Annotated in this window: 22 protein-coding genes; 1 reads left to right on the forward strand and 21 read right to left on the reverse strand. The window is 72.1% G+C overall.

Annotated elements, in window-relative coordinates; all coding sequences use genetic code 11:
• Positions 1 to 19 precede the first annotated feature (19 nt).
• From ACIQMU_RS14930 to pyrR, 14 genes are all read right to left on the reverse strand, one after another.
• Positions 20 to 2,164, reverse strand: a complete 2,145-nt coding sequence (locus tag ACIQMU_RS14930) for a primosomal protein N' (RefSeq protein WP_352241546.1) — start codon at positions 2,162 to 2,164, stop codon at positions 20 to 22.
• Between the two features lie 132 nt (positions 2,165 to 2,296).
• Entirely contained in the window at positions 2,297 to 3,505 is a 1,209-nt protein-coding gene (gene metK, locus ACIQMU_RS14935; protein ID WP_352241547.1) for a methionine adenosyltransferase, read from the reverse strand.
• 199 nt (positions 3,506 to 3,704) lie between these two features.
• A complete protein-coding gene (gene coaBC / locus ACIQMU_RS14940) occupies positions 3,705 to 4,949 on the reverse strand; it encodes a bifunctional phosphopantothenoylcysteine decarboxylase/phosphopantothenate--cysteine ligase CoaBC (RefSeq protein WP_352241548.1) in 1,245 nt (414 codons plus the stop codon).
• Between the two features lie 161 nt (positions 4,950 to 5,110).
• Positions 5,111 to 5,383 carry a DNA-directed RNA polymerase subunit omega gene (gene rpoZ, locus ACIQMU_RS14945; protein WP_003970369.1) on the reverse strand — a complete coding sequence of 91 codons (273 nt, stop codon included), beginning with the start codon at positions 5,381 to 5,383 and terminating at the stop codon, positions 5,111 to 5,113.
• 43 nt (positions 5,384 to 5,426) lie between these two features.
• Complete coding sequence (gene gmk / locus ACIQMU_RS14950) at positions 5,427 to 6,020, reverse strand: guanylate kinase (protein WP_352241549.1); 594 nt, start codon at positions 6,018 to 6,020, stop codon at positions 5,427 to 5,429.
• A 38-nt stretch (positions 6,021 to 6,058) separates the two neighbouring features.
• Positions 6,059 to 6,382, reverse strand: a complete 324-nt coding sequence (locus tag ACIQMU_RS14955; RefSeq protein WP_040019917.1) for an integration host factor — start codon at positions 6,380 to 6,382, stop codon at positions 6,059 to 6,061.
• Positions 6,383 to 6,626: 244 nt separating this feature from the next.
• Positions 6,627 to 7,466, reverse strand: a complete 840-nt coding sequence (pyrF, locus tag ACIQMU_RS14960; RefSeq protein WP_402688976.1) for an orotidine-5'-phosphate decarboxylase — start codon at positions 7,464 to 7,466, stop codon at positions 6,627 to 6,629.
• Positions 7,463 to 8,575 carry a quinone-dependent dihydroorotate dehydrogenase gene (locus ACIQMU_RS14965; protein WP_402688977.1) on the reverse strand — a complete coding sequence of 371 codons (1,113 nt, stop codon included), beginning with the start codon at positions 8,573 to 8,575 and terminating at the stop codon, positions 7,463 to 7,465. The genes pyrF and ACIQMU_RS14965 overlap by 4 nt, the downstream gene beginning before the upstream one ends.
• Positions 8,576 to 8,662: 87 nt before the next feature.
• Positions 8,663 to 11,971 carry a carbamoyl-phosphate synthase large subunit gene (gene carB, locus ACIQMU_RS14970; protein ID WP_352241552.1) on the reverse strand — a complete coding sequence of 1,103 codons (3,309 nt, stop codon included), beginning with the start codon at positions 11,969 to 11,971 and terminating at the stop codon, positions 8,663 to 8,665.
• The gene (gene carA, locus ACIQMU_RS14975; RefSeq protein WP_352241553.1) at positions 11,964 to 13,103 is read right to left on the reverse strand and encodes a glutamine-hydrolyzing carbamoyl-phosphate synthase small subunit; all 1,140 of its coding nucleotides are present in this window, start codon (positions 13,101 to 13,103) and stop codon (positions 11,964 to 11,966) included. The genes carB and carA overlap by 8 nt, the downstream gene beginning before the upstream one ends.
• A complete protein-coding gene (locus ACIQMU_RS14980; protein WP_352241554.1) occupies positions 13,100 to 13,681 on the reverse strand; it encodes a hypothetical protein in 582 nt (193 codons plus the stop codon). The genes carA and ACIQMU_RS14980 overlap by 4 nt, the downstream gene beginning before the upstream one ends.
• The gene (locus ACIQMU_RS14985) at positions 13,678 to 14,964 is read right to left on the reverse strand and encodes a dihydroorotase (RefSeq protein ID WP_402688978.1); all 1,287 of its coding nucleotides are present in this window, start codon (positions 14,962 to 14,964) and stop codon (positions 13,678 to 13,680) included. The genes ACIQMU_RS14980 and ACIQMU_RS14985 overlap by 4 nt, the downstream gene beginning before the upstream one ends.
• A 2-nt stretch (positions 14,965 to 14,966) precedes the next feature.
• The gene (locus ACIQMU_RS14990; protein WP_352241711.1) at positions 14,967 to 15,953 is read right to left on the reverse strand and encodes an aspartate carbamoyltransferase catalytic subunit; all 987 of its coding nucleotides are present in this window, start codon (positions 15,951 to 15,953) and stop codon (positions 14,967 to 14,969) included.
• Between the two features lie 94 nt (positions 15,954 to 16,047).
• Positions 16,048 to 16,629, reverse strand: coding sequence for a bifunctional pyr operon transcriptional regulator/uracil phosphoribosyltransferase PyrR (gene pyrR, locus ACIQMU_RS14995; RefSeq protein WP_356731018.1), 582 nt, complete (start codon positions 16,627 to 16,629; stop codon positions 16,048 to 16,050).
• A 221-nt stretch (positions 16,630 to 16,850) separates the two neighbouring features.
• Here pyrR and bldD point away from each other — a divergent pair, with 221 nt between their 5' ends.
• Positions 16,851 to 17,351 carry a transcriptional regulator BldD gene (gene bldD, locus ACIQMU_RS15000; RefSeq protein WP_003970358.1) on the forward strand — a complete coding sequence of 167 codons (501 nt, stop codon included), beginning with the start codon at positions 16,851 to 16,853 and terminating at the stop codon, positions 17,349 to 17,351.
• Between the two features lie 225 nt (positions 17,352 to 17,576).
• Here bldD and nusB read toward each other — a convergent pair whose 3' ends face one another.
• The 7 genes from nusB to aroC form a co-directional block, all read right to left on the reverse strand.
• Positions 17,577 to 18,008 (reverse strand): transcription antitermination factor NusB, encoded by a 432-nt coding sequence (gene nusB / locus ACIQMU_RS15005; protein ID WP_352241558.1) that lies wholly within the window; start codon positions 18,006 to 18,008, stop codon positions 17,577 to 17,579.
• Positions 18,009 to 18,010: 2 nt separating this feature from the next.
• Positions 18,011 to 18,577, reverse strand: coding sequence for an elongation factor P (gene efp / locus ACIQMU_RS15010; RefSeq protein WP_352241559.1), 567 nt, complete (start codon positions 18,575 to 18,577; stop codon positions 18,011 to 18,013).
• A 50-nt stretch (positions 18,578 to 18,627) separates the two neighbouring features.
• Complete coding sequence (locus ACIQMU_RS15015) at positions 18,628 to 19,734, reverse strand: M24 family metallopeptidase (RefSeq protein WP_352241560.1); 1,107 nt, start codon at positions 19,732 to 19,734, stop codon at positions 18,628 to 18,630.
• 79 nt (positions 19,735 to 19,813) lie between these two features.
• A complete protein-coding gene (locus tag ACIQMU_RS15020; protein WP_402688979.1) occupies positions 19,814 to 20,701 on the reverse strand; it encodes a Pro-rich N-terminal domain-containing protein in 888 nt (295 codons plus the stop codon).
• 149 nt (positions 20,702 to 20,850) lie between these two features.
• The gene (locus tag ACIQMU_RS15025) at positions 20,851 to 21,291 is read right to left on the reverse strand and encodes a type II 3-dehydroquinate dehydratase (protein WP_352241562.1); all 441 of its coding nucleotides are present in this window, start codon (positions 21,289 to 21,291) and stop codon (positions 20,851 to 20,853) included.
• Entirely contained in the window at positions 21,288 to 22,925 is a 1,638-nt protein-coding gene (aroB, locus tag ACIQMU_RS15030; RefSeq protein WP_352241563.1) for a 3-dehydroquinate synthase, read from the reverse strand. The genes ACIQMU_RS15025 and aroB overlap by 4 nt, the downstream gene beginning before the upstream one ends.
• Positions 22,922 to 24,106, reverse strand: coding sequence for a chorismate synthase (gene aroC / locus ACIQMU_RS15035; protein ID WP_352241564.1), 1,185 nt, complete (start codon positions 24,104 to 24,106; stop codon positions 22,922 to 22,924). Before aroC ends, aroB begins: the two co-directional genes overlap by 4 nt.
• Positions 24,107 to 24,147: the final 41 nt, after the last annotated feature.

Below are 24,147 nucleotides of genomic sequence, written 5' to 3' on the forward strand. Positions count from 1 at the left end.
CCGGGGCCGCCGTGCGGCGTCAGCCGATATCGGGCGGGTCGATCCTGATGCGTATCGGGTCGGTGGAGCCCTTGGCCGTACGAGCCGCGAGCGCGGTCTTCAGAGCGCGGGCGAGCGCCGCCCCGCGACCCGGGAGCACTCGGATCAGGACACGTTCCCAGGTCTCGCCCGGCGGGGCGTCCCCGGGACGGCGAGGTCTGCCGGGCTCGGCCGACGGGACCGGCACCGGGCCCAGGATCTCGGCCTCCGGTGGCAGCCCGGCGGTCCGGAGGAACCCGGCCAGGGCCTCCGGCGGGCCGGTGGCCGAGGCCATCCGGGAGACCGGCGGGAAGCCCAGCTCGGCCCGCTCCGCCAGCTCCCGCCGGGCGAATCCCGCCGGGTCCCAGCGGACCAGCGCCTGCACCGCGCGCTCCGTCGGCTCGGCCACGATCACCACCGTGCCCCCCTCGTCCTGGCCCCGCACCAGCGCCCCCGCCGCCGTCCACCGGCGCAGCGCTTCCTCCCCCGCGCGCAGGTCGGGCCGGCCGAGCATGGCCCAGCCGTCCAGGAGCAGGGCCGCCGCGTAGCCGCCCTCGGCGACGGGCTCGGCGCCTGGGGTGGAGACGACCAGGGCCGGGGCGGCGGGCACGGCGTCCAGGACGTGGTCACGCCCCGAGGTCCGGACGGGTACGGCGGGAAAGGCCCGGCCCAGCTCCTCCGCCGTACGGCGGGCGCCCACGATCCGGGCCCGCAGCCGGGTGGAGCCGCACTCCACGCAGTGCCAGGCCCGCTCGGCCCTCCCGCACCAGGCGCAGTCCAGGTCCTGCTGGTCGGGAGCCTGGAGGGGGCCCGCGCAGTGCCGGCAGCGGGCGGGCGTGCGGCAGCGTTCGCAGCCCAGGCGGGGGGCGTAACCCCGCCGGGGCACCTGGACGAGCACGGGGCCGCTGCGCAGGCCGTCGCGCACGACTCCCCAGGCGAGGCTGGGCAGCCGGGCGGAGCGGGCGGCACCGTCCCGGGCCAGCTCGCCGTCCCCGACCGTACGGATGAGGGGCGCGGCCCGGCGCAGCCGCTCGCGGTCCGCGAGGAGCGGCAGCGCCCAGCCGCTCTCCACGAGCTGGGCGGCCTCGACCGTGCAGCTGGTGCCGCCGAGGAGGAAGCCGCACCGGCCCTGTGCCGCGCGCAGCTCCAGGACCTCGCGGACATGGGGGAAGGGGGCGTTGTCGTCGCTGTGGCTGGAGTCCCCGTCGTCCCAGACGACGACCAGGCCGAGGTCCTGGACGGGGGCGAACATGGCGGCCCGGGTCCCCACCACCGCCCGCACCGAGCCCCGGCGCACCGCGAGCCACTGGCGGTAGCGCTTCTCGGGGCCGGAGTCGGCGGTCAGCAGGGCGTGCCGGCCGGCGCCGAGCGCCTCGGTCAGGACCGCGTCGACCCGTCCGGCGGCCCGCCCGTCGGGCACGACGACGAGCGCGCCGCGCCCGGCGGAGAGCGTCGCCGCGACGGCCCCGGCGATCTCGGCGGGCCAGTGCGGGCCGGGCAGCGCGGTCCACACGGCGCGCGGCGCACCGCCCTCGGCCAGGGCGCGCAGGAAGGCCGGGCCCTGGCCGTACCGCTCCCAGGTGCCCGGCTCCGGGGGCGGGGGCGGGGGCAGCGGGTCCGGTGAGGGTTTCGACTCGGCGCGGGCGTTACGGGGCGGGACGGCCAGCTGGAGGACGTCGGCGAGGCTGCCCGCGTACCGGTCGGCGACGGCACGGCAGAGGGCCAGCAGGTCGGGCCCGAGGACGGGCTCCGGGGAGACCACCGAGGCGAGGGCGGCCAGCGCCCCCTGGTAGTCGGAGTCGGCGCGGCGCTCGACGATGAAGCCGTCGATCAGCCCGCCGCCCTCGCGCCGCCCGCCCTGGACGTTGCGCCCCCCGGCCCCGAACCGCACCCGCACCCGGACGCCCGGCCGGGCGTCGGCGTCCAGCTCCTTGGGGACCGCGTAGTCGAAGTACTGGTCGAGGTGGAGGACGCCCTTGTTGACCAGGACGCGGGCGACGGGCAGCTCCTCGGCGAGCTCGGCACCGCGCCAGGTGCGCGGCTTGGCGCGCGGCACCTTCGCCCGGCGCACGGTCTCCCGGATCAGCGCAAGCTGTTCCGGCGCCCCGGGACCGGGTTCGGCGGTCTCCTCGTTCTCGCTGCTCACAGCTGAATTCCTACCAGAGAGCACTGACAGCGGCGGGGCACGGCAGCGGGGCCCGGCCACCGCGTTCGGTGTCCGGGCCCCGCTGTCGTACGGGATGACGCTCGCCCCGCTGTCGTACGCGGGCGGGGCTCGCTACAGGCCGGCGGCGGCGCGCAGGGCGTCCACGCGGTCGGTGCGCTCCCAGGTGAAGTCGGGCAGCTCACGGCCGAAGTGGCCGTAGGCGGCGGTCTGGGCGTAGATCGGGCGGAGCAGGTCGAGGTCCCGGATGATCGCGGCAGGACGGAGGTCGAAGACCTCGCCGATCGCGTTCTCGATCTTCTCGGTGTCGACCGCGGCGGTGCCGAAGGTCTCCACGAAGAGACCGACGGGCTCGGCCTTGCCGATGGCGTACGCGACCTGGACCTCGCAGCGCGCGGCGAGACCGGCCGCGACCACGTTCTTGGCGACCCAGCGCATCGCGTAGGCGGCCGAGCGGTCGACCTTGGAGGGGTCCTTGCCCGAGAAGGCGCCGCCGCCGTGCCGGGCCATGCCGCCGTACGTGTCGATGATGATCTTTCGGCCGGTCAGGCCGGCGTCGCCCATCGGGCCGCCGATCTCGAAGCGGCCGGTCGGGTTCACCAGCAGGCGGTAGCCCTCGGTGTCCAGCTTGATGCCGTCCTCGACGAGCTGCCCGAGCACGTGCTCGACGACGAACTCGCGGATGTCGGGCGCGAGCAGCGAGTCCAGGTCGATGTCGGAGGCGTGCTGCGAGGAGACGACCACCGTGTCCAGCCGGACCGCCTTGTCACCGTCGTACTCGATGGTGACCTGGGTCTTGCCGTCGGGACGCAGGTAGGGGATGGTCCCGTTCTTGCGCACCTCGGACAGCCGCCGGGAGAGGCGGTGCGCGATGTGGATCGGGAGCGGCATCAGCTCCGGCGTCTCGTCGCAGGCGTAGCCGAACATCAGGCCCTGGTCGCCCGCGCCCTGCTTGTCGAGCTCGTCGTCATCGCCCTCGACCCGCTTCTCGTACGCGGTGTCGACGCCCTGGGCGATGTCGGGCGACTGCGAGCCGATCGAGACCGAGACGCCGCAGGAAGCACCGTCGAAGCCCTTTTTGGAGGAGTCGTAGCCGATCTCCAGGACCTTGTTGCGCACGAGGTTGGGAATGTCGGCGTAAGCCTTGGTCGTGACCTCGCCCGCGACATGCACCAGTCCGGTGGTGATCAAGGTCTCGACGGCGACGCGCGAGGCGGGGTCCTCGCGCAGGAGCGCGTCGAGAATCGTGTCGCTGATCTGGTCAGCGATCTTGTCGGGGTGACCCTCGGTCACAGATTCCGAGGTGAAGAGACGGCGGGACACATCGCTCCCTGGGGTTGCAGCGGCTGCTGGCTGATCATGGGTGGTACGACCGAGAGCTGCGCTCGGCGCGTACCGTCGGCCAGTTTATCGGTCACATCCGGCGACTGGGGCAGGTGTCTCGCCCTTTGGGAGGTTCGTGACGTGTGACACGCGGGGCACCAGTAGGACAATCCACCCTTCTCAGCCGCCCTGTTGGGCCTTATGGGCTGTTTTCGCTCGCCCGGAGGGTTGATTGTGAAATCGGCTGGAACCTTCCCGAAACCAGGTCCCAGACCGTGTCGGCGAGGGCTTCCTTGGGGCCGCGGGGCACCGGGGTCTCCTGGCCGTCGGCGGCCAGGACGACCGCTTCGTTCTCCTCCGAGCCGAAGGTCCTGCGCTCGCCCACCTCGTTGACCACGAGGAGGTCGCAGCCCTTGCGGCGGAGCTTCGCGCGGCCGTTGGCCAGCACGTCGTCGGTCTCGGCGGCGAAGCCGACGACGATCTGGTCCGGGCGGGCCCGCTCGGCGGAGACCTCCGCGAGGATGTCGGGGTTGCGGACCAGGGTGAGCGCGGGCGCCTCCTCGCCGTCCTTCTTCTTGATCTTGCCGGAGGCATAGGCGGCGGGTCGGAAGTCAGCCACCGCGGCCGCCATCACCACGACATCCGCGTCGGGCGCGGCCTTCAGCACGGCCTCGCGCAACTGGACGGCCGTGCCGACCCGCAGGACGTCGGCCCCGGCCGGGTCGGGCAGCCCGGTGTTGGCCTCGATCAGGGTGACGCGGGCCCCCCGGGCCACCGCCGTGCGAGCCAGCGCGTAGCCCTGCTTGCCGGAGGAGCGGTTGCCCAGGAAGCGCACCGGGTCGAGCGGCTCACGCGTGCCGCCGGCGCTGATCACCACGTGCCGGCCCGCGAGGTCGCGTTCGGTGACTCCGCGCGCCAGGACCCGGCGGCAGACCTCGAAGATCTCGCCGGGGTCGGGCAGCCTGCCCTTGCCCGTGTCGACGCCGGTGAGCCGGCCGACGGCGGGCTCGACGACGACCGCGCCCCGGCGCCGCAGAGTGGCGACGTTCTCCTGGGTGGCCGGGTGCTCCCACATCTCGGTGTGCATGGCGGGGGCGAAGACCACCGGGCAGCGGGCGGTCAGGAGGGTGTTGGTGAGGAGGTCGTCGGCGAGCCCGTGGGCCGCCTTGGCCAGCATGTCCGCGGTGGCCGGGGCGACCACCACGAGGTCGGCGTCCTGCCCGATCCGCACGTGCGGGACCTCGTGCACGTCCTCCCAGACCTCGTCGGTCACGGGGTGGCCGGAGAGCGCCGACCAGGTGGCGGCTCCCACGAAGTGCAACGACGCGGCGGTCGGGACGACCCGTACGTCGTGGCCGGACTCGGTCAGCCGGCGCAGTAGCTCGCACGCCTTGTAGGCGGCGATCCCCCCGCTGACCCCCAGGACCACCTTCGGCTTGTCCACTGTGTCTCCCCGCACTCGGCAACACGACGTCGCGACACCCTGCCGCAACTGCCCGTCCCATGCTGCCTCACCGCACAGCGCGCGTTCATCCCGCCCCGGAAACACCCCAGGCCCGGCGGACGGGCCGCCGGGCCTGGGTGAAGGTGCCTCGTGTTCCTGCGTTACTGCGCGGGGCCCTCGATGGCCTCGGAGGTCAGCAGGCCCGCGTTGATCTCGCGGAGTGCGATCGACAGCGGCTTCTCGTGCACGTGGGTGTCGACGAGCGGACCGACGTACTCCAGGAGACCTTCACCGAGCTGCGAGTAGTACGCGTTGATCTGGCGGGCACGCTTGGCCGCGTAGATCACCAGGCTGTACTTCGAGTCGGTGGCTTCGAGGAGCTCATCAATCGGCGGGTTGATGATGCCCTCGGGCGTGGTGATGGAAGAGGACACTCTCTGCCTTCCGAAGGGGGTAAAGATCAAAGATCAAGGAGATCTAAGCCTGAAGCATCAACGTTAGCAGCTCACGGGCCACGTCCTCGACGGAGGTGTTGACGAGCGTGGTGTCGAACTCGGCCTCGGCGGCCAGTTCGATCTTCGCGGCGGCGAGCCGCCGCTCGATGACCTCGGGCGCCTCGGTCCCCCGGCCGGTGAGCCGGCGCACCAGCTCCTCCCAGCTCGGCGGGGCCAAGAACACCAGACGCGCGTCGGGCATCGACTGGCGGACCAGCCGGGCGCCCTGGAGGTCGATCTCCAGAAGGACCGGCTCCCCGGCCTCCAGGCGGTCCAGCACGGCGCGGCGGGGCGTGCCGTAGCGGTTGCCCGCGAACTCTGCCCACTCCAGCAGTTCGCCGTTGGCGACGAGCTTGTCGAACTCCTCGTCCTCGACGAAGAAGTAGTGGACACCGTTGCGCTCCCCGGGGCGCGGCTTCCGTGTCGTCGCCGACACGGAGAGCCAGACCTCGGGGTGCACGGTGCGCATATGAGCGACGACCGTGCTCTTGCCGACGCCCGAAGGGCCGGAGAGCACGGTCAGCCGCGGACGTACGTCCGGGGGTACGGGGGACGTCCCCCGGGATGTTGCAGCCATGGGGCGATTATCCAGGTTCTCAGGAGTGCCTGAGAACGTCAGGCGGGGCTGCCGCCGAACTCACGCTCCAGGGATGCGATCTGATTGGAGCCAAGACCCCTGACCCGGCGGCTCTCGGAGATGCCGAGACGCTCCATGATCTGCTTGGCGCGGACCTTGCCGACGCCCGGCAGGGACTCCAGCAGTGCGGAGACCTTCATCTTCCCGATGACGTCGTTCTCCTGGCCCTGCTTGATGACGTCGTGGAGGGAAGCGCCGGAGTGCTTGAGTCGATTCTTGACCTCGGCCCGCTCCCGGCGAGCCGCGGCGGCCTTTTCGAGCGCGGCTGCGCGCTGTTCAGGGGTAAGGGGCGGAAGAGCCACGCCTACGTCACCTCGGATGTCGATCTGTCGGATACGGACCGGCGGGGAAGCTGGACGCCCCCCGCCAGGTGAGCGGAGAACACACTGTGCTCGGCCGCTCTCGACGGAGACTAGCGGCAAGGGCCGCTGTAGTCAGCGAGAACAGACGAAAAGTCCTGGTCAGCTGTGGCCGACCCGGATTTTCCCGACATATCGACCAGGTTTCTCGCCGGTAATTCGTCACCACGCCGTAAACGTGCCAGGGTCAACTGCCGGAGACGGCACCGCGGACCTCGTCCGCGAACCTCTCGGCGGCTTCGCGCAGCCCGGACACGTCCGGACCGTGGCGCAGCACGCCCCGGCTCACGCTGGGGACCACGTTGCCCACCGCGTCGCCGAACACCGCCGGCAGGTCCGCCGGGGTCGCCCCCTGGGCGCCGATGCCGGGTGCGAGGAGCGGCCCGTTGATCGCCAGGTCCACCCCCGCGTCCCCGAGCGTCGCGCCGACCACCGCGCCCACCGAGCCGAGCGGGTCCGCCCCGGCGTTCTCGGCGGCCATGTGGCCGAGCATCAGCTCGGCGAGCAAGCGGCCGTCGGCGGCCGTGGCCCGCTGGACCTCGGCGCCCTCCGGGTTGGAGGTGAGGGCGAGGACGAAGACGCCCGCGCCGGAGACGGCGGCGGCGTCGAGCGCCGGGCGCAGCGAGCCGAAGCCGAGGTACGGGGAGAGCGTCACCGCGTCCGAGAAGAGCGGCGAGTCCTTGTCCAGGTAGGCCGAGGCGTAGGCCCCCATCGTGGAGCCGATGTCGCCGCGCTTGGCGTCCATCAGGACGAGCGCGCCGGCCGCCCGCGCCTCCTCGACCGCCTTCTCCAGAACGGCGACGCCGCGCGAGCCGAAGCGCTCGAAGAACGCGGACTGCGGCTTGAGGACGGCGACCCGGTCGGCCAGCGCCTCGACGACGGTCCGGGTGAAGCGCTCCAGGCCCGCGATGTCGTCGTGCAGCCCCCAGGAGGCGAGCAGGGAGGCGTGCGGGTCGATGCCGACGCAGAGCGGCCCGCGGGTGTCCATGGCGTGGCGCAGGCGGGCGCCGAAGGGTTCGGGCGTCACAGGGCGGCCTTCTTCCGGGTCTCGGCGCCGACGGCCTCGGCGAGGGTGGCGTACGGGGAGGCGGCGAGCCGGGTGGCGAGGCCCTGGTGGATCGCACGGACGTAGCAGGGACCCTCGTAGATGAAGGCGCTGTAGCCCTGGACGAGGGTGGCCCCGGCGAGGATGCGCTGCCAGGCGTCCTCGGCGTTCTCGACGCCCCCGACGCCCACCAGGGTGATCCGGTCCCCCACACGGGCGTACAGGCGGCTCAGGACCTCCAGCGAGCGCTCCTTGAGAGGTGCGCCGGAGAGCCCGCCGGCCTCCCCCACCAGGTCGGGCGCCGACTTCAGACCCAGGCCCTCGCGGGCGATGGTGGTGTTGGTGGCGATGATGCCGTCCAGGCCCAGCTCCACGGCGAGGTCGGCGACGGCGTCGACGTCCTCGTCCGCGAGGTCCGGGGCGATCTTGACGAGCAGGGGGACGCGCCGGGTGGTGACGGTGCGGTCGGCGGCCTCGCGTACGGCGGTGAGCAGCGGGCGCAGCGACTCGGTGGCCTGGAGGTTGCGCAGGCCGGGGGTGTTGGGCGAGGAGACGTTGACGACCAGGTAGTCGGCGTGGGCGGCGAGGGCCTCGGTGGACTTCACGTAGTCGGCGGCGGCCTCGGCCTCCGGGACGGCCTTGGTCTTGCCGATGTTGACGCCGACCGTGGTGCGGAAGACGGGGTTACGGGCGGCGAGGCGGGCGGCGACGGCGGCTGAGCCGTCGTTGTTGAAGCCCATGCGGTTGATCAGGGCGCGGTCGGCGACGAGCCGGAAGAGGCGCGTCTTGGGGTTGCCGGGCTGTGGTTCGCCGGTGACGGTGCCGATCTCGACGTGGTCGAAGCCGAGCATCGCCATGCCGTCGATCGCGACGGCGTTCTTGTCGAAGCCGGCGGCGAGCCCGAAGGGGCCGTGCATCCGCAGGCCCAGGGCCTCGGTGCGCAGCTCCTTGAAGCGCGGGGCGAGGGCGGCGGCGACGAAGGTGCGCAGCACGGGGATGCGGGCGGCGAGGCGGATCCACCGGAAAGCGGCGCGGTGGGCCCGCTCGGGGTCCATCCGCTTGAAGACCAGCCGGAAGAAGATCTTGTACATGAGGGGGTGTCCTTGGTGCTCGGTGTGCTCGACGTGGCTCGCGAAGAGGGGGACACCGTTTGACGGTGTCCCCCTCTCTCCGGGCTGCTAGTCGCGCGCCGCGGTCAAGTGCTCCGCGTGTTCCTGGAGGGAACGGACGCCGACGTCGCCGCTGTTGAGGGCGTCGATGCCCTGGACGGCGGCGGCGAGCGCCTGGACCGTGGTCAGGCAGGGTACGGAGCGGGCGACGGCCGCGGTGCGGATCTCGTAACCGTCGAGCCGACCGCCGGTGCCGTACGGCGTGTTGACGATGAGGTCGACCTCGCCGTCGTGGATGAGCTGGACGATGGTCTTCTCGCCGTTGGGACCGGTGCCCTCGGACTGCTTGCGCACGACGGTGGCGTTGATGCCGTTGCGCTTGAGGACCTCGGCGGTGCCGGAGGTGGCCATCAGCTCGAAGCCGTGGGCGACCAGCTCGCGGGCCGGGAAGATCATCGAGCGCTTGTCGCGGTTGGCGACCGAGATGAACGCGCGACCCTGGGTGGGCAGCGGCCCGTACGCGCCGGCCTGCGACTTGGCGTACGCCGTGCCGAAGACCGAGTCGATGCCCATGACCTCGCCGGTGGAGCGCATCTCCGGGCCGAGGACCGTGTCGACGCCCCGGCCGTGGATGTCGCGGAAGCGCGACCACGGCATCACGGCCTCCTTGACGGAGATCGGCGCGTCCAGCGGCAGGGTGCCGCCGTCGCCGGTCTTCGGCAGCAGGCCCTCCGCGCGCAGCTCGGCGATGGTCGCGCCCAGCGAGATGCGGGCGGCGGCCTTGGCGAGCGGGACCGCGGTCGCCTTCGAGGTGAAGGGGACCGTGCGGGAGGCGCGCGGGTTGGCCTCCAGGACGTAGAGGATGTCGCCGGAGAGCGCGAACTGGATGTTGATCAGCCCGAGGACGCCGACGCCCTTGGCGATGGACTCGGTGGAGGCGCGCAGCCGCTTGATGTCGAAGCCGCCGAGGGTGATCGGGGGCAGGGCGCAGGCCGAGTCGCCGGAGTGGATGCCGGCTTCCTCGATGTGCTCCATGACGCCGCCGAGGTACAGCTCGGTGCCGTCGTAGAGGGCGTCCACGTCGATCTCGATGGCGTCGTCGAGGAAGCGGTCGACCAGGACCGGCCGGGTGGGGCTGATCTCGGTGGACTCGGAGATGTACGAGGCCAGGCGCGTCTCGTCGTACACGATCTCCATGCCGCGCCCGCCGAGCACGTAGCTCGGGCGGACCAGGACCGGGTAGCCGATCTCGTCGGCGATGGCCTTGGCCTCGCCGAAGGTGGTGGCGGTGCCGTGCTTGGGCGCGGGCAGTCCGGCCTCGGCCAGGACCCGGCCGAAGGCGCCGCGGTCCTCGGCGGCGTGGATGGCCTCCGGGGAGGTGCCGACGACGGGTACGCCGTTGTCCTTGAGCGCCTGCGCGAGGCCCAGCGGGGTCTGGCCGCCGAGCTGCACGATGACGCCGGCGATCGGGCCCGCCAGCGACTCGGCGTGCACGATCTCCAGGACGTCCTCCAGGGTGAGCGGCTCGAAGTAGAGCCGGTCGGAGGTGTCGTAGTCGGTGGAGACGGTCTCCGGGTTGCAGTTGACCATGACGGTCTCGTAGCCCGCGTCGCCGAGCGCGAAGGAGGCGTGCACACAGGAGTAATCGAACTCGATGCCCTGGCCGATGCGGTTGGGGCCCGAGCCGAGGATGATCACGGCCGGCTTGGTGCGGCTCGCGACCTCGCTCTCCTCGTCGTAGGAGGAGTAGAAGTACGGCGTCTTCGCGGCGAACTCGGCGGCGCAGGTGTCGACCGTCTTGTAGACCGGGCGGATGCCGAGCGCGTGCCGGACCTCGCGGACGACGTCCTCGCGCAGCCCGCGGATCTCGCCGATCTGGGCGTCGGAGAAGCCGTGCCGCTTGGCCTCGGCGATCAGGCCGGCGTCCAGGCGCTCGGCGGAGGCCAGCTCGTCGGCGATCTCCTTGATCAGGAAGAGCTGGTCGACGAACCAGGGGTCGATCTTCGTGGCGTCGAAGACCTCCTCCTGGGTGGCGCCGGCCCGGATCGCCCGCATGACGGTGTTGATGCGGCCGTCGGTCGGGCGGACCGCTTCCGCGAGCAGCTCGGCCTTGTCGCCCGTCTCGCCGGTGAAGGAGAACTGCGAGCCCTTCTTCTCCAGCGAGCGCAGGGCCTTCTGGAGGGCCTCGGTGAAGTTCCGGCCGATCGCCATGGCCTCGCCCACCGACTTCATGGTGGTGGTGAGGGTGGAGTCGGCGGAGGGGAACTTCTCGAAGGCGAAGCGGGGGGCCTTGACGACGACGTAGTCGAGGGTCGGCTCGAAGGAGGCCGGCGTCTTCTCGGTGATGTCGTTGGGGATCTCGTCCAGGGTGTAGCCGACGGCCAGCTTGGCGGCGATCTTGGCGATCGGGAAGCCGGTGGCCTTGGAGGCGAGCGCCGAGGAGCGGGAGACGCGCGGGTTCATCTCGATGACGATGACCCGGCCGTCGACGGGGTCGATGGCGAACTGGATGTTGCAGCCGCCGGTGTCGACGCCGACCTCGCGGATGATCGCGATGCCGACGTCGCGCAGCCGCTGGTACTCGCGGTCGGTGAGCGTCATCGCCGGGGCGACGGTGATGGAGTCGCCGGTGTGGACGCCCATCGGGTCGAAGTTCTCGATGGAGCAGACGACCACGACGTTGTCGTTCCTGTCGCGCATCAGCTCCAGCTCGTACTCCTTCCAGCCGAGGATGGACTCCTCCAGGAGCACCTCGGTGGTCGGGGAGAGCGTGAGGCCCTGTCCGGCGATGCGGCGCAGTTCCTCCTCGTCATGGGCGAAGCCGGAGCCGGCGCCGCCCATGGTGAAGGAGGGGCGGACGACGACGGGGTAGCCGCCGAGGGTGTCGACGCCGGCGATGACGTCGTCCATGGTGTGGCAGATGACGGAGCGGGCCGACTCGCCGTACCCGGTCTTCGCCTTGACGGCCTCGACGACGCCCTTGAAGAGGTCGCGGTCCTCGCCCTTGTTGATGGCCTCGACGTTGGCGCCGATGAGCTCGACGCCGTACTTCTCCAGGACGCCGTTCTCGTGCATGGAGATCGCGGTGTTCAGCGCGGTCTGGCCGCCGAGGGTGGGCAGGAGCGCGTCGGGGCGCTCCTTGGCGATGATCTTCTCGACGAACTCGGGAGTGATCGGCTCGACGTAGGTGGCGTCGGCGATCTCCGGGTCGGTCATGATCGTCGCCGGGTTGGAGTTGACCAGGATGACGCGCAGGCCCTCGGCCTTGAGGACGCGGCACGCCTGGGTGCCGGAGTAGTCGAACTCGGCGGCCTGGCCGATGACGATCGGACCGGAGCCGATGACCAGGACGGACTGGATATCGGAGCGCTTAGGCACGCTGGCCCTCCATCAGGGTGGTGAAGCGGTCGAAGAGGTACGCGGCGTCGTGCGGGCCGGCGGCCGCCTCGGGGTGGTACTGGACACTGAACGCGGGCCGGTCCAGGAGCTGGAGCCCCTCGACCACCTGGTCGTTCAGGCAGACGTGGGAGACCTCGGCGCGGCCGAACTCCGTGTCCGACACGCGGTCCAGGGGGGCGTCGACGGCGAAGCCGTGGTTGTGCGCGGTGACCTCGACCTTGCCGGTGGTGCGGTCCTGCACCGGCTGGTTGATGCCGCGGTGGCCGTACTTCAGCTTGTAGGTGCCGAAGCCGAGCGCGCGGCCGAGGATCTGGTTGCCGAAGCAGATGCCGAAGAGCGGGGTGGACCGCGCGAGGACGCCCCGCATGAGGGCGACCGGGTGGTCGGCGGTGGACGGGTCGCCGGGGCCGTTGGAGAAGAAGACGCCGTCCGGGTTCACGGCGTACACCTCCTCCAGGGTGGCGGTGGCGGGCAGCACGTGCACCTCGATGCCGCGCTCGGCCATCCGGCGGGGGGTCATGCCCTTGATGCCGAGGTCGATCGCGGCGACGGTGAACTTCTTCGTGCCGAGCGCCGGGACCACGTAGGTCTCCTTGGTGGCGACCTCGGCGGAGAGGTCGGCGCCGGTCATCTCGGGGGCCTGGCGGACGCGGGCGAGCAGGGCGCCCTCGTCGGGGATGGCGTTTCCGGAGAAGATCCCGACGCGCATCGCGCCGCGCTCGCGCAGGTGGCGGGTGAGGGCGCGGGTGTCGACGCCGCTGATGCCGACGATGCCCTGCGCCGCCAGCTCCTCGTCCAGCGAGCGCTGCGAGCGCCAGTTGGACGGCTTGCGGGCGGGGTCGCGGACGACGTAGCCGGAGACCCAGATCCGGGCGGACTCGGGGTCCTCGTCGTTGACGCCGGTGTTGCCGACGTGCGGGGCCGTCATGACGACGACCTGGCGGTGGTACGAGGGGTCCGTCAGCGTCTCCTGGTAGCCGGTCATGCCGGTGGAGAACACCGCTTCGCCGAAGGTCTCCCCCACGGCCCCGTAGGCACGGCCGCGGAAGGCGCGGCCGTCCTCCAGGACGAGTACGGCGGGGGCCTGGGCCCCCCGGGTGGAGATCGTCATCGTGCGGTGCCTTCCGTAGTGGTGCTGGTGAGGTGGTTGACGGCCTCGACCCAGGCCGGGTGCTCGGCGGCGTGGTCGGAGCGGAAGCCGGAGTCGATCAGCGTCTCGCCGTGCGCCCAGGTGATGATCAGCAGGCCGCCCTCGGGGAGGACCTTGCCGGCGAGCGCCTTGTCGAGACGGGCCTCGCGCAGGGCGTCGGCCGGGATGAAGAAGTCGGCCGCCCCGGGGCGTTCGACGTGCAGTCCGCGGGCGGTGAGCGTGAGCGCGGTACGGCTGCGGGTGCCGAGGCCGTGCGCGACGATCCGGTCGAGCCACTGGCCGGCGGTGGTGGAGGCGTGGTAGCGCCCCTGGAGCGTCAGCAGCGTCTCGTCGTCGGCGAAGCCCTCGGGGGCGGCCGGCAGCTCCGGCAGGCCGGACTGGAGGCTGCCGCGCCACTTCCACCCCTGGCGCATCAGCCAGTAGACGAGGGCGATGAAGACGAACAGGCCGGCCACCCAGGCGATGCGGGCGGCCCAGTCCGTCACTTCCGCCGACTTCTGTTCGGCGGCCAGGTGGTACAGGGGGGTCAGAGTTGTCACGCGAGCTTCCCGTCGACGACCGTGGCACGGCCCCGCAGGAAGGTGTGGGTGACGCGGCCCGGCAGCTCACGGCCCTCGTAGGGGGTGTTGCGGCTGCGGGACGCGAAGCCCGCGGGGTCCACTGCCCCACGGTATGCCGGATCGACCAGAGTGAGGTTGGCGGGCTCACCCGCCGAGACGGGGCGGCCGTGTCCTTCGAGGCGGCCGATGGCCGCCGGGCGGAAGGACATGCGGTCGGCGACGCCCGCCCAGTCGAGCAGGCCGGTGTCCACCATCGTCTGCTGGACGACCGGGAGCGCGGTCTCCAGGCCCACCATGCCCATGGCCGCCGCGGCCCACTCGCAGTCCTTGTCCTCGTGCGGGTGCGGCGCGTGGTCGGTGGCGACGCAGTCGATCGTGCCGTCGGCGAGCGCCTCGCGCAGGGCCATGACGTCGGCCTCGGTGCGCAGCGGCGGGTTCACCTTGTAGACGGGGTTGTAGCTGCGGACCAGCTCGTCGGTGAGGAGGAGGTGGTGCGGGGTGACCTCGGCGGTGACGTTCCAGCCCTTGGACTTGGCCCAGCGGACGATCTCCACGGAGCCGGCGGTGGAGAGGTGGCAGATGTGGACGCGCGAGCCGACGTGGGCGGCGAGGAGGACGTCGCGGGCGATGATCGACTCCTCGGCGACGGCGGGCCAGCCGCCGAGCCCGAGTTCGGCGGAGACGACGCCCTCGTTCATCTGGGCGCCCTCGGTGAGACGGGGCTCCTGGGCGTGCTGGGCGACGACGCCGTCGAAGGCTTTCACGTACTCCAGGGCGCGGCGCATGATCACCGCGTCGTCGACGCACTTGCCGTCGTCGGAGAAGACCTTCACCTCGGCGGCGGAGTCGTGCATCGCGCCGAGTTCGGCGAGCTGCTTGCCCTCCAGGCCGACGGTGACCGCGCCCACGGGCTGGACGTCGCAGTAGCCGGACTCCTTGCCGAGCCGCCAGACCTGCTCGACGACGCCGGCCGTGTCGGCGACGGGGAAGGTGTTGGCCATGGCGTGCACGGCGGTGAAGCCGCCGACGGCCGCGGCCTTGGTGCCGGTGAGGACGGTCTCGGAGTCCTCGCGGCCGGGCTCGCGCAGGTGGGTGTGCAGGTCGACCAGGCCGGGCAGCAGGACCTGCCCCTCGGCCTCGATCACGGTGGCGCCGGCGGCGTCGATGTCGGTGCCCACCTCGGCGACGGTCTCGCCGTCGATCAGTACGTCCTGCGGCTCGCCGCCGAGGACCCGCGCACCGCGGATAAGGACCTTGCTCATGATTACTTGTTCTCCTCGGTACGGGCGGGGGCGGCGGACAGCGCGGTGTCGGAGCCGCCGAGCAGCAGGTAGAGCACGGCCATGCGGATGGAGACGCCGTTGGCGACCTGCTCGACGACCGTGCAGCGGTCGGAGTCGGCGACCTCGGCGGTGATCTCCATGCCGCGGACCATCGGGCCGGGGTGCATGACGATGGCGTGTCCGGGCATCTTCGCCATCCGCTCGCCGTCCAGGCCGTAGCGGCGCGAGTATTCGCGCTCGGTGGGGAAGTAGGCGGCGTTCATCCGTTCGCGCTGCACACGCAGCATCATCACCGCGTCGGACTGGGCGAGCACGCTGTCCAGGCTGTAGCTGACGTCGCAGGGCCACTGTTCCACGCCCACGGGCACGAGGGTGGGCGGGGCCACCAGGGTGACGTGCGCGCCGAGCGTGGTGAGCAGGTGGACGTTGGAGCGGGCGACGCGGCTGTGCAGGATGTCGCCGACGATGGTGATGCGGCGGCCGTCGAGGTCGCGGCCGAGCCCGGTGTCGGCGCCGACGAGCCGGCGGCGCATCGTGAAGGCGTCCAGCAGGGCCTGGGTGGGGTGCTCGTGGGTGCCGTCCCCGGCGTTGACCACGGCCCCGTCGATCCAGCCGGAGGTGGCGAGCCGGTAGGGGGCGCCGGAGGCGCCGTGCCGGATGACGACGGCGTCGGCGCCCATCGCCTCCAGGGTGAGCGCGGTGTCCTTCAGGGACTCGCCCTTGGAGACGGAGGAGCCCTTGGCGGAGAAGTTGATGACATCGGCGGACAGGCGCTTGGCGGCCGCCTCGAAGGAGATGCGGGTGCGGGTCGAGTCCTCGAAGAAGAGGTTGACGACGGTACGGCCGCGCAGGGTGGGAAGCTTCTTGATCGGCCGGTCCGCGACCCGGGCCATCTCCTCGGCGGTGTCGAGGATCAGGACGGCGTCGTCGCGGGTGAGGTCGGCGGCCGAGATGAGGTGGCGCTTCATCTGGGGGTTCTCCGGGTGGCTGGAGGGAGTTTCAGGCATGCGGGCGCGCTGGAGCGGCCGTAGGGCCCCGGAAGGGCGTACGGGAGGGCTCGGGCTACTGCGCGTCCGCCGGGGCGGCCTGGACGCCGAGCAGCACGGCGTCGCGGCCGTCCTCCTCGGCGAGCTGGACCTTGACCGTCTCCCGCAGCGACGTGGGGAGGTTCTTGCCGACGTAGTCCGCGCGGATCGGGAGCTCCCGGTGACCGCGGTCGACCAGGACCGCGAGCTGCACCGCGCGCGGGCGGCCGATGTCGCCGAGCGCGTCGAGGGCGGCGCGGATCGTGCGGCCGGAGAAGAGCACGTCGTCGACCAGGACGACCAGGCTGCCCTCGATCCCCTCGCCGGGGATGTCGGTACGGGCCAGTGCGCGCGCCGGGCGCATGCGCAGGTCGTCGCGGTACATGGTGATGTCGAGCGATCCGACCGGCGTCTTCCGGCCGGTGATCTCCTCGAGTTTCCCGGCGAGCCGACGGGCGAGGAAGACTCCTCGCGTCGGGATGCCGAGCAGCACCACATCGTCGGCGCCCTTGGCGCGTTCGACGATCTCGTGGGCGATACGGGTCAGCACACGGGCGATGTCGGGGGCCTCGAGAACAGGGCGCGCCGCGTTGCCGGTGTGGTCGTACTGTGCGTCCATAAGAAACGGACCTCCTTCTCCGCCTCACTGGACGGACGTTAAAGGACGTCGAAATTGCGTCATCCACGTTACCAGGGCTTGCGCGGCGCTCCGGTACCACCCCCGGGAGGCGGGGGTCCGGACCATTCGGCTTGACGCATCCAAGTAACGCTGCGTAACCTCACAGTGAGTTACCAGCCACGCGGCGGAGCCGCACACTGTTCCAGCGTCCGGGGAGCCATATGTCCAGCGAATACGCAAAACAGCTCGGGGCCAAACTCCGTGCCATCCGCACCCAGCAGGGCCTTTCCCTCCACGGCGTGGAGGAGAAGTCCCAGGGGCGCTGGAAGGCCGTCGTGGTCGGCTCGTACGAGCGCGGCGACCGCGCCGTGACCGTGCAGCGCCTCGCCGAGCTGGCGGATTTCTACGGGGTCCCGGTGCAGGAGCTGCTGCCCGGCACGACGCCGGGCGGGGCCGCCGAGCCGCCGCCCAAGCTCGTCCTGGACCTGGAGCGCCTCGCCCACGTCCCGCCGGAGAAGGCCGGTCCGCTGCAGCGCTACGCCGCGACCATCCAGAGCCAGCGCGGTGACTACAACGGCAAGGTGCTCTCGATCCGCCAGGACGACCTGCGCACGCTCGCCGTGATCTACGACCAGTCGCCTTCCGTGCTGACGGAGCAGCTCATCAGCTGGGGCGTGCTGGACGCGGACGCGCGTCGCGCGGTCTCCCACGACGAGGGCTGAGCGAGCGGGGCGGGACCCCACAGCAGAAACGTGCCGCCGGGGGGGGGGGGGGGGGGGGGGCCCCCCCCCCCCCCCCCCGGGCGGGGGGGGGGGGGGGGGCCCCCCCCCCCCCCCCCCGCCCGGCGTTTGCGTGTCCGTGTGTTCCGGCCGGCGTACACCGAAGGGTCCACGGCCGGGCGGCCGTGGACCCTTCGGTGTGTGCGACCGAACCGTCGCGGCCGGGGGCTACTGCTCCCGGCGGAGGTTCGGCTTCAGGTCCTTGAAACGGGCCAGCAGGCCGTTCACGAAGGACGGGGAGTCATCGGTGGAGAACTCCTTGGCGAGCTGGACGGCCTCGTCGATGACGACGGCGTCCGGGGTCTCGTCCAGCCAGATCAGCTCATACGCACCGAGCCGCAGAATGCTCCGGTCGACGACCGGCATACGGTCGATCTCCCAGTCCACGGCGTAGGTGACGATGAGGTCGTCGATCCGGTCCGCGTACTGCGCGTACCCCTCGACGAGCTCCATCGTGAATTCGCCGACCGGCGGCTGACGGTCGTCGGTCCGCGAGTGCCGAACCCAGTCCGCGAGCACGCTCTGCACGGACTCACCGCGCTGGTCGGCCTCGAAGAGGATCTGGAAGGCGCGCTTGCGGGCCTTGTTCCGGGCAGCCACGGTTAGCTGTTCACCCGGCCGAGGTAGTCGCCCGAGCGGGTGTCGACCTTGATCTTCTCGCCGGTGCTGATGAAGAGCGGCACGCCGATCTCGTAACCGGTCTCCAGGGTGGCGGGCTTGGTGCCGCCGGTGGAGCGGTCGCCCTGGACGCCCGGGTCCGTGTGCTGGATCGTCAGCTCGACCGCGGCCGGCAGCTCGACGTAGAGCACCTCGCCCTCGTGCTGGGCGACGGAGGCGGTGAAGCCCTCGATCAGGAAGTTGGCGGCGTTGCCGACGGCCTTGCGGTCGACCATGAGCTGGTCGTAGGTGTCCATGTCCATGAAGACGAAGTACTCGCCGTCCATGTACGAGAACTGCATGTCACGGCGGTCAATGGTGGCCGTATCGACCTTCACGCCGGCGTTGAACGTCTTGTCGACGACCTTGCCGGAGAGCACGTTCTTGAGCTTGGTGCGCACGAAGGCGGGGCCCTTGCCGGGCTTGACGTGCTGGAACTCGACGACGGACCAGAGCTGGCCTCCGTCGAGCTTGAGCACCAGGCCGTTCTTGAGGTCGTTCGTGGAAGCCACGGTTGCGGAATCTCCTGGACTGAAGCTGGTGGAACGACCGAGGATGCGCGCTAGAGCGCGAGCAGCTCCTTGGTCGTCATGGTGAGTAGCTCGGGTCCGCCGTCCGCCTCGGGGCGCACGACGAGCGTGTCATCGATCCGGACACCGCCCCGGCCCGGGAGGTGGACTCCCGGTTCGACGGTGACCGGCACACAAGCGTCCAGTTTACCCATGGCTGTAGGTGCCAGTCGCGGGTCCTCCTCGATTTCGAGCCCCACACCGTGCCCGGTCCACGGCTGGAGGCCCTCTCCGTGCCCCGCCGACTCCAGCGGATGCCGGGCCGCACGGTCCACGTCCCGGTAGGCCGCCCCGGGCGCCAGGGCTTCCCGGCCGGCCCGCTGAGCGGCGAAAACAAGGTCGTAGAGCTCGATCTGCCACTCGGCGGGGGCGGTGCCGATGACGAAGGTCCGGCCGATCTCGCAGCGGTAGCCGTGGTAGCTCGCGCCCAGCCGGACGGAGAGGAAATCTCCCTCCTCCACCCTGCGGTCCGAGGGCCGGTGGCGTCCCTGGCCGGAGTTGGGGCCGGTGGCCACGGAGGTGGCGAAGGCGGGGCCGTCCGCCCCGTGATCGACCAGGCGGCGCTCCAGTTCCAGCGCGAGGTGCCGCTCGGTGCGGCCGACCAGGATCGATTCGAGGAGTTCGCCGAGCGCCTGGTCGGTGATCTCGGCGGCGATCCGGAGGCAGCCGATCTCCTCCTCGTCCTTGACGATCCGCTGCTGTTCCACGGTGGAGCCGAGATCGGCCAGCCGGAGACGTGGGGCGGCCTTCCCCATGGCACGGTGCCGGGCCACGGTCAGGTCGTGCTCCTCGACCGCGAGCGAGCCGGCGCCCGACGAGGCGGCGAGGCCCGCGGCGGCGACGACCGGATCCTCGCCCGGGGTGGGCAGGAGGTCGATCCGTAGCCCCTCGTCGGGCCGCCCGTGGCCGGGTTCACCGGTCGGGGCGCGGGGGCAGAGCAGAACGTCCTCGCCGGGGCCGAGCAGCAGCACGGCGCCGGGAGGCGCTCCGCCCGCGAGATAGCGGACGTTGGCGGGGCGGGAGACCAGGGCGGCCGCGGAGCCCGCGGCGGCGCACCGGCCGCGGAGCAGCCCGCGTCGGACGGCGTGCACCTCTGACATGGTCCGAGCGTACGAGCGGGGGCGGCGCCCCGCCCGGCCAGCGCACCCGACCGGGGGCCGCGGCCCTGTGGTGCGGTGGCTACCAGGCGGGCGGGCTCGCGATGGAGCGGGCCAGCACGTCGTCCAGGACGCGGGCGGTGGTCTCGACGTCGTACGTGGAGTTGTCGATGATCGGGAGGCCGGAGCCGTACCAGCCGGCCATCCGGCCGTGGATGCGGGCGACCTCCTCGTCGGAGAGCCTGCGGTTGCCGCTGCGGGCGGCGTTGCGCTCCAGGACGACCTCCAGGCCGGGCAGCAGGACCACGGGCAGCAGACCGGGGCCGACATGGCGCTTCCAGCCGCCGAGGCCGACGACCGGGCGGTCGGGGAAGACGGCGTCGTCGAGGATGCAGGAGATGCCGTTGGCGAGGAAGTTGCGGGCGGCGAAGCCGCAGGTGCGGCGGGCCAGCCGGTACTGGGCTTCGGAGTGGTCGTTCCAGCCGGCCTGCGGGTCGGCGAAGCCGGAACGGACCCATTCGCGGACGTCGTCGAGGGAGACGTGGGCGGTGGGCACCCGGCGGCGGGCCGCCCACAGCTTGGCGACGGTGGTCTTGCCCGCCCCGGCCGGCCCGATGAGCAGCACGGCGAGCGTCGCGCCGCCGGTGCCGGCCTCGGCGGGGGGAGCGGGCAGCGGGACGGGGCCGCCCGGGGGCAGCTGGACGTGTCCGGTGTGCCCGCCGGCCTGCCCCGCGGGGGGTGGTGTGGGCCCTGTGCCGCTCCAGCTGGGCCCCGGGGCCTGGCCGGGGGCCTGGGGCTGCCGGGTCTGGCCCTGGGCCGGGGGAGGCGGAGCCTGACCGGGGGCCGATGGCGGCGGGGATATCGGGGGCGGGCCGGGGTGGCCGGGGTGCTGGGCCTGGTACGGCCGGCCGACGTGCCCGAAGCCGGGTCCGTGGGGCGGCGGCAGCGGGGCCCCCACTGCGTGCTGCATCCGGTGCCACTCCGTCTCGTAACCGCAACTGACGCTGATGGGACGGCTACCGTACCTCCCCGGGCCGTCTCGGGGTGAACGGCCCGGGAGGGTGCGAGGCGCCCGTCGGCCGCCCAAGGCCGGACGGGGATCGCTTCGGTGTCGGCCCGTCAGCCGGTCGTCTCGTCGGCCAGGGCGCGCAGCGCGAGCCGGTAGGAACCGATGCCGAACCCGGCCACCGTGCCGGTGGCGACCGCGGCGACCACGGAGGTGTGCCGGAACTCCTCGCGGGTGTACGGGTTGGAGATGTGCACCTCGATCAGCGGTGCGGTGCGCTGGGCGGCCGCGTCCCGCATGCCGTACGAGTAGTGCGTGAAGGCGCCCGGGTTGAGAATGACCGGAATCGATCCGTCCGCCGCCTCGTGGAGCCAGCGGATCAGCTCGCCCTCGTCGTTGGTCTCCCGCACCTCGACGTCGAAGCCCAGCTCCTTGCCGAGGGTCGTGCAGGTCTCGACGAGTCCGGCGTAGGAGGTGGCCCCGTAGACGTCGGGCTCGCGCGAGCCGAGCCTGCCGAGGTTGGGGCCGTTCAGGACGAGGGCCCTTCGCCTCACGCGGAGACCTCCCCGTAGGCGGCGAGCAGCACGGCCGGGTCGGGGCCCTCCAGGACGGTGGGCTTGCCGATGCCGTCCAGGACGATGAAGCGCAGCAGGTCGCCGCGGGACTTCTTGTCGACCTTCATGTTCTCCAGCAGCTTGGGCCACTGGTCACCGCGGTAGGCGAGCGGCAGGCCCACCGACTGGAGGACGGTGCGGTGCCGTTCGGCGGTGGCGTCGTCGAGGCGGCCGGCGAGCCGGCCCAGCTCGGCGGCGAAGACCATGCCGATGGAGACGGCCGCGCCGTGGCGCCACTTGTAGCGCTCGTTCTTCTCGATGGCGTGGGCCAGGGTGTGGCCGTAGTTGAGGATCTCGCGGAGTCCGGACTCCTTGAGGTCGCTGGAGACGACCTCGGCCTTGACCCGGATGGACCGCTCGATCAGCTCGGCGGTGTGCGGCCCGGCCGGGGTGCGCGCGCCCTCGGGGTCGGCCTCGACCAGGTCGAGGATGACCGGGTCGGCGATGAACCCGGCCTTGATGATCTCGGCCATGCCGGAGACGTAGTCGTTGACCGGCAGCGAGTCCAACGCGGCGAGGTCGCAGAGGACCCCGGCGGGCGGGTGGAAGGCGCCGACGAGGTTCTTGCCCTCGGCGGTGTTGATGCCGGTCTTGCCGCCGACGGCCGCGTCGACCATGCCGAGCACGGTGGTCGGGATCGCGATCCAGCGGACCCCGCGCAGCCAGCTGGCGGCGACGAACCCGGCGACGTCCGTGGTGGCGCCGCCGCCGATGCCCACGATGACGTCGGAGCGGGTGAAGCCGGTCTGGCCGAGCGCCTTCCAGCAGTAGGCGGCGACCTCGACGGTCTTGGCCTCCTCCGCGTTCGGCAGCTGGACGGCGATGGCCTCGTACCCCTGGTCGGCGAGGTCCTGACGGACCGCCTCCCCGGTCTCGGCGAGCGCCTCGGGGTGCAGGACCGCGACCCGCCGGGCGCGGTCGCCGATCAGCCGGGGCAGTTCGCCCAGGAGCTGGTGGCCGACGAGGACCTCGTACGGGTCGGCGCCCGCGGAGCCTGCGACCTGGATGCGGGTGGGTCCCTGCTGCGTCATGCCGGTGTTCTCCACGCCGGGGCCCTGTGCGGCCTCCGGCAGTTCCAGTGCGTCGATGATCGCCTGGGCGACCTCTTCGGGGGTGTTCTCGTCGGTGGCGACGACCGTGCGGGCGACCTCTTCGTAGAGGTGGCGGCGGGCGTCCATCAGCTCGCGCCACTGCCGGCGCGGGTTGACCGCGAGCAGCGGGCGGGCGGCCCCGAGACCGACGCGGCGGACGGCCTCGTCCACGTCCATGGAGAGGTAGACGACCGGACGGCCGGCCAGCAGCTGCCTGGTCGCCGCGTCCAGGACGGCCCCGCCGCCGAGGGAGAGGACGCCCGTGTGCCCGGCGACGGCCGCCTCGACGGCCCCGCGCTCCAGGGCGCGGAAGTGCTCCTCGCCCTCGTCGTAGAAGATCTCCGCGATCGGCTTGCCCGCCTCGGCGACGACGTCCGCGTCGGTGTCCCGGTAGGTGGTGCCGAGCCGGGCGGCGAGCAGTTCGCCGACGGTGGACTTGCCGACGCCCATCGGGCCGACGAGGACGACCAGGGGGCCGCTCATCGGATCTGGAGGTGGTCGAGGTACGACTGGACGTTGCGGTGGGTCTCGGGGACGCTGTCGCCGCCGAACTTCTCCGCGACCGCGTCGGCCAGGACGAGGGCGACCATCGCCTCCGCGACGATGCCCGCGGCGGGGACGGCGCAGACGTCGGAGCGCTGGTGGTGGGCCTTGGTGGCCTCACCGGTGGTGACGTCCACGGTGGCCAGGGCGCGCGGCACGGTCGCGATGGGCTTCATCGCGGCGCGCACGCGCAGCAGCTCGCCGGTGGTGAGCCCGCCCTCGGTGCCGCCGGACCGCCCGGAGGTGCGCTTGATGCCGTCCTCGGTGGCGACGATCTCGTCGTGCGCCTTGGAGCCGGGGACCCGGGCCAGGTCGAAGCCGTCGCCGACCTCGACGCCCTTGATGGCCTGGATGCCCATGAGCGCGGCGGCGAGCCGGGCGTCCAGGCGGCGGTCCCAGTGCACGTGCGAGCCGAGGCCGACCGGCACGCCGTACGCCAGTACCTCGACGACCCCGCCGAGGGTGTCGCCGTCCTTGTGGGCCTGGTCGATCTCGGCCACCATCGCCTTGGACGCGTCGGCGTCCAGGCAGCGGACCGGGTCGGCGTCCAGCTTCTCCACGTCGGCGGGGACCGGGTAGACCCCGTACGGCGCCTTCGCGGCGGCCAGCTCGACGACATGGCTGACGATCTCGATGCCCGCGGTCTCCTTGAGGTAGGAGCGGGCGACGGCCCCGAGGGCGACCCGCGCGGCGGTCTCCCGGGCGCTGGCGCGCTCCAGGACCGGCCTGGCCTCGTCGAAGCCGTACTTCTGCATCCCCGCGAGGTCGGCGTGACCGGGCCGGGGGCGGGTGAGCGGGGCGTTGCGGGCGAGCTTCGCCAGCTCGTCGGGGTCGACCGGGTCGGCCGACATGACCTGCTGCCACTTGGGCCACTCGGTGTTGCCGACCATGACGGCGACCGGGGAGCCCATGGTGAGTCCGTGGCGTACGCCGCCGAGGAAGGTGACCTCGTCCTGCTCGAACTTCATCCGCGCGCCGCGGCCGTAGCCGAGCCGTCGCCGCGCCAGCGCCTCCGCCACCATCTCCGTGGTGACCGGGACGCCGGCGGGAAGACCCTCCAGCGTCGCCACCAGTGCGGGGCCGTGCGACTCCCCCGCGGTCAGCCAGCGCAACCTGCTCAACGGTGCTCCTCATGCTCGCGCCTGAAAGTCCAACGGCGCCA

The sequence above is a fragment of the Streptomyces sp. NPDC091649 genome (assembly GCF_044756785.1).
Classification (GTDB): Bacteria; Actinomycetota; Actinomycetes; order Streptomycetales; family Streptomycetaceae; genus Streptomyces.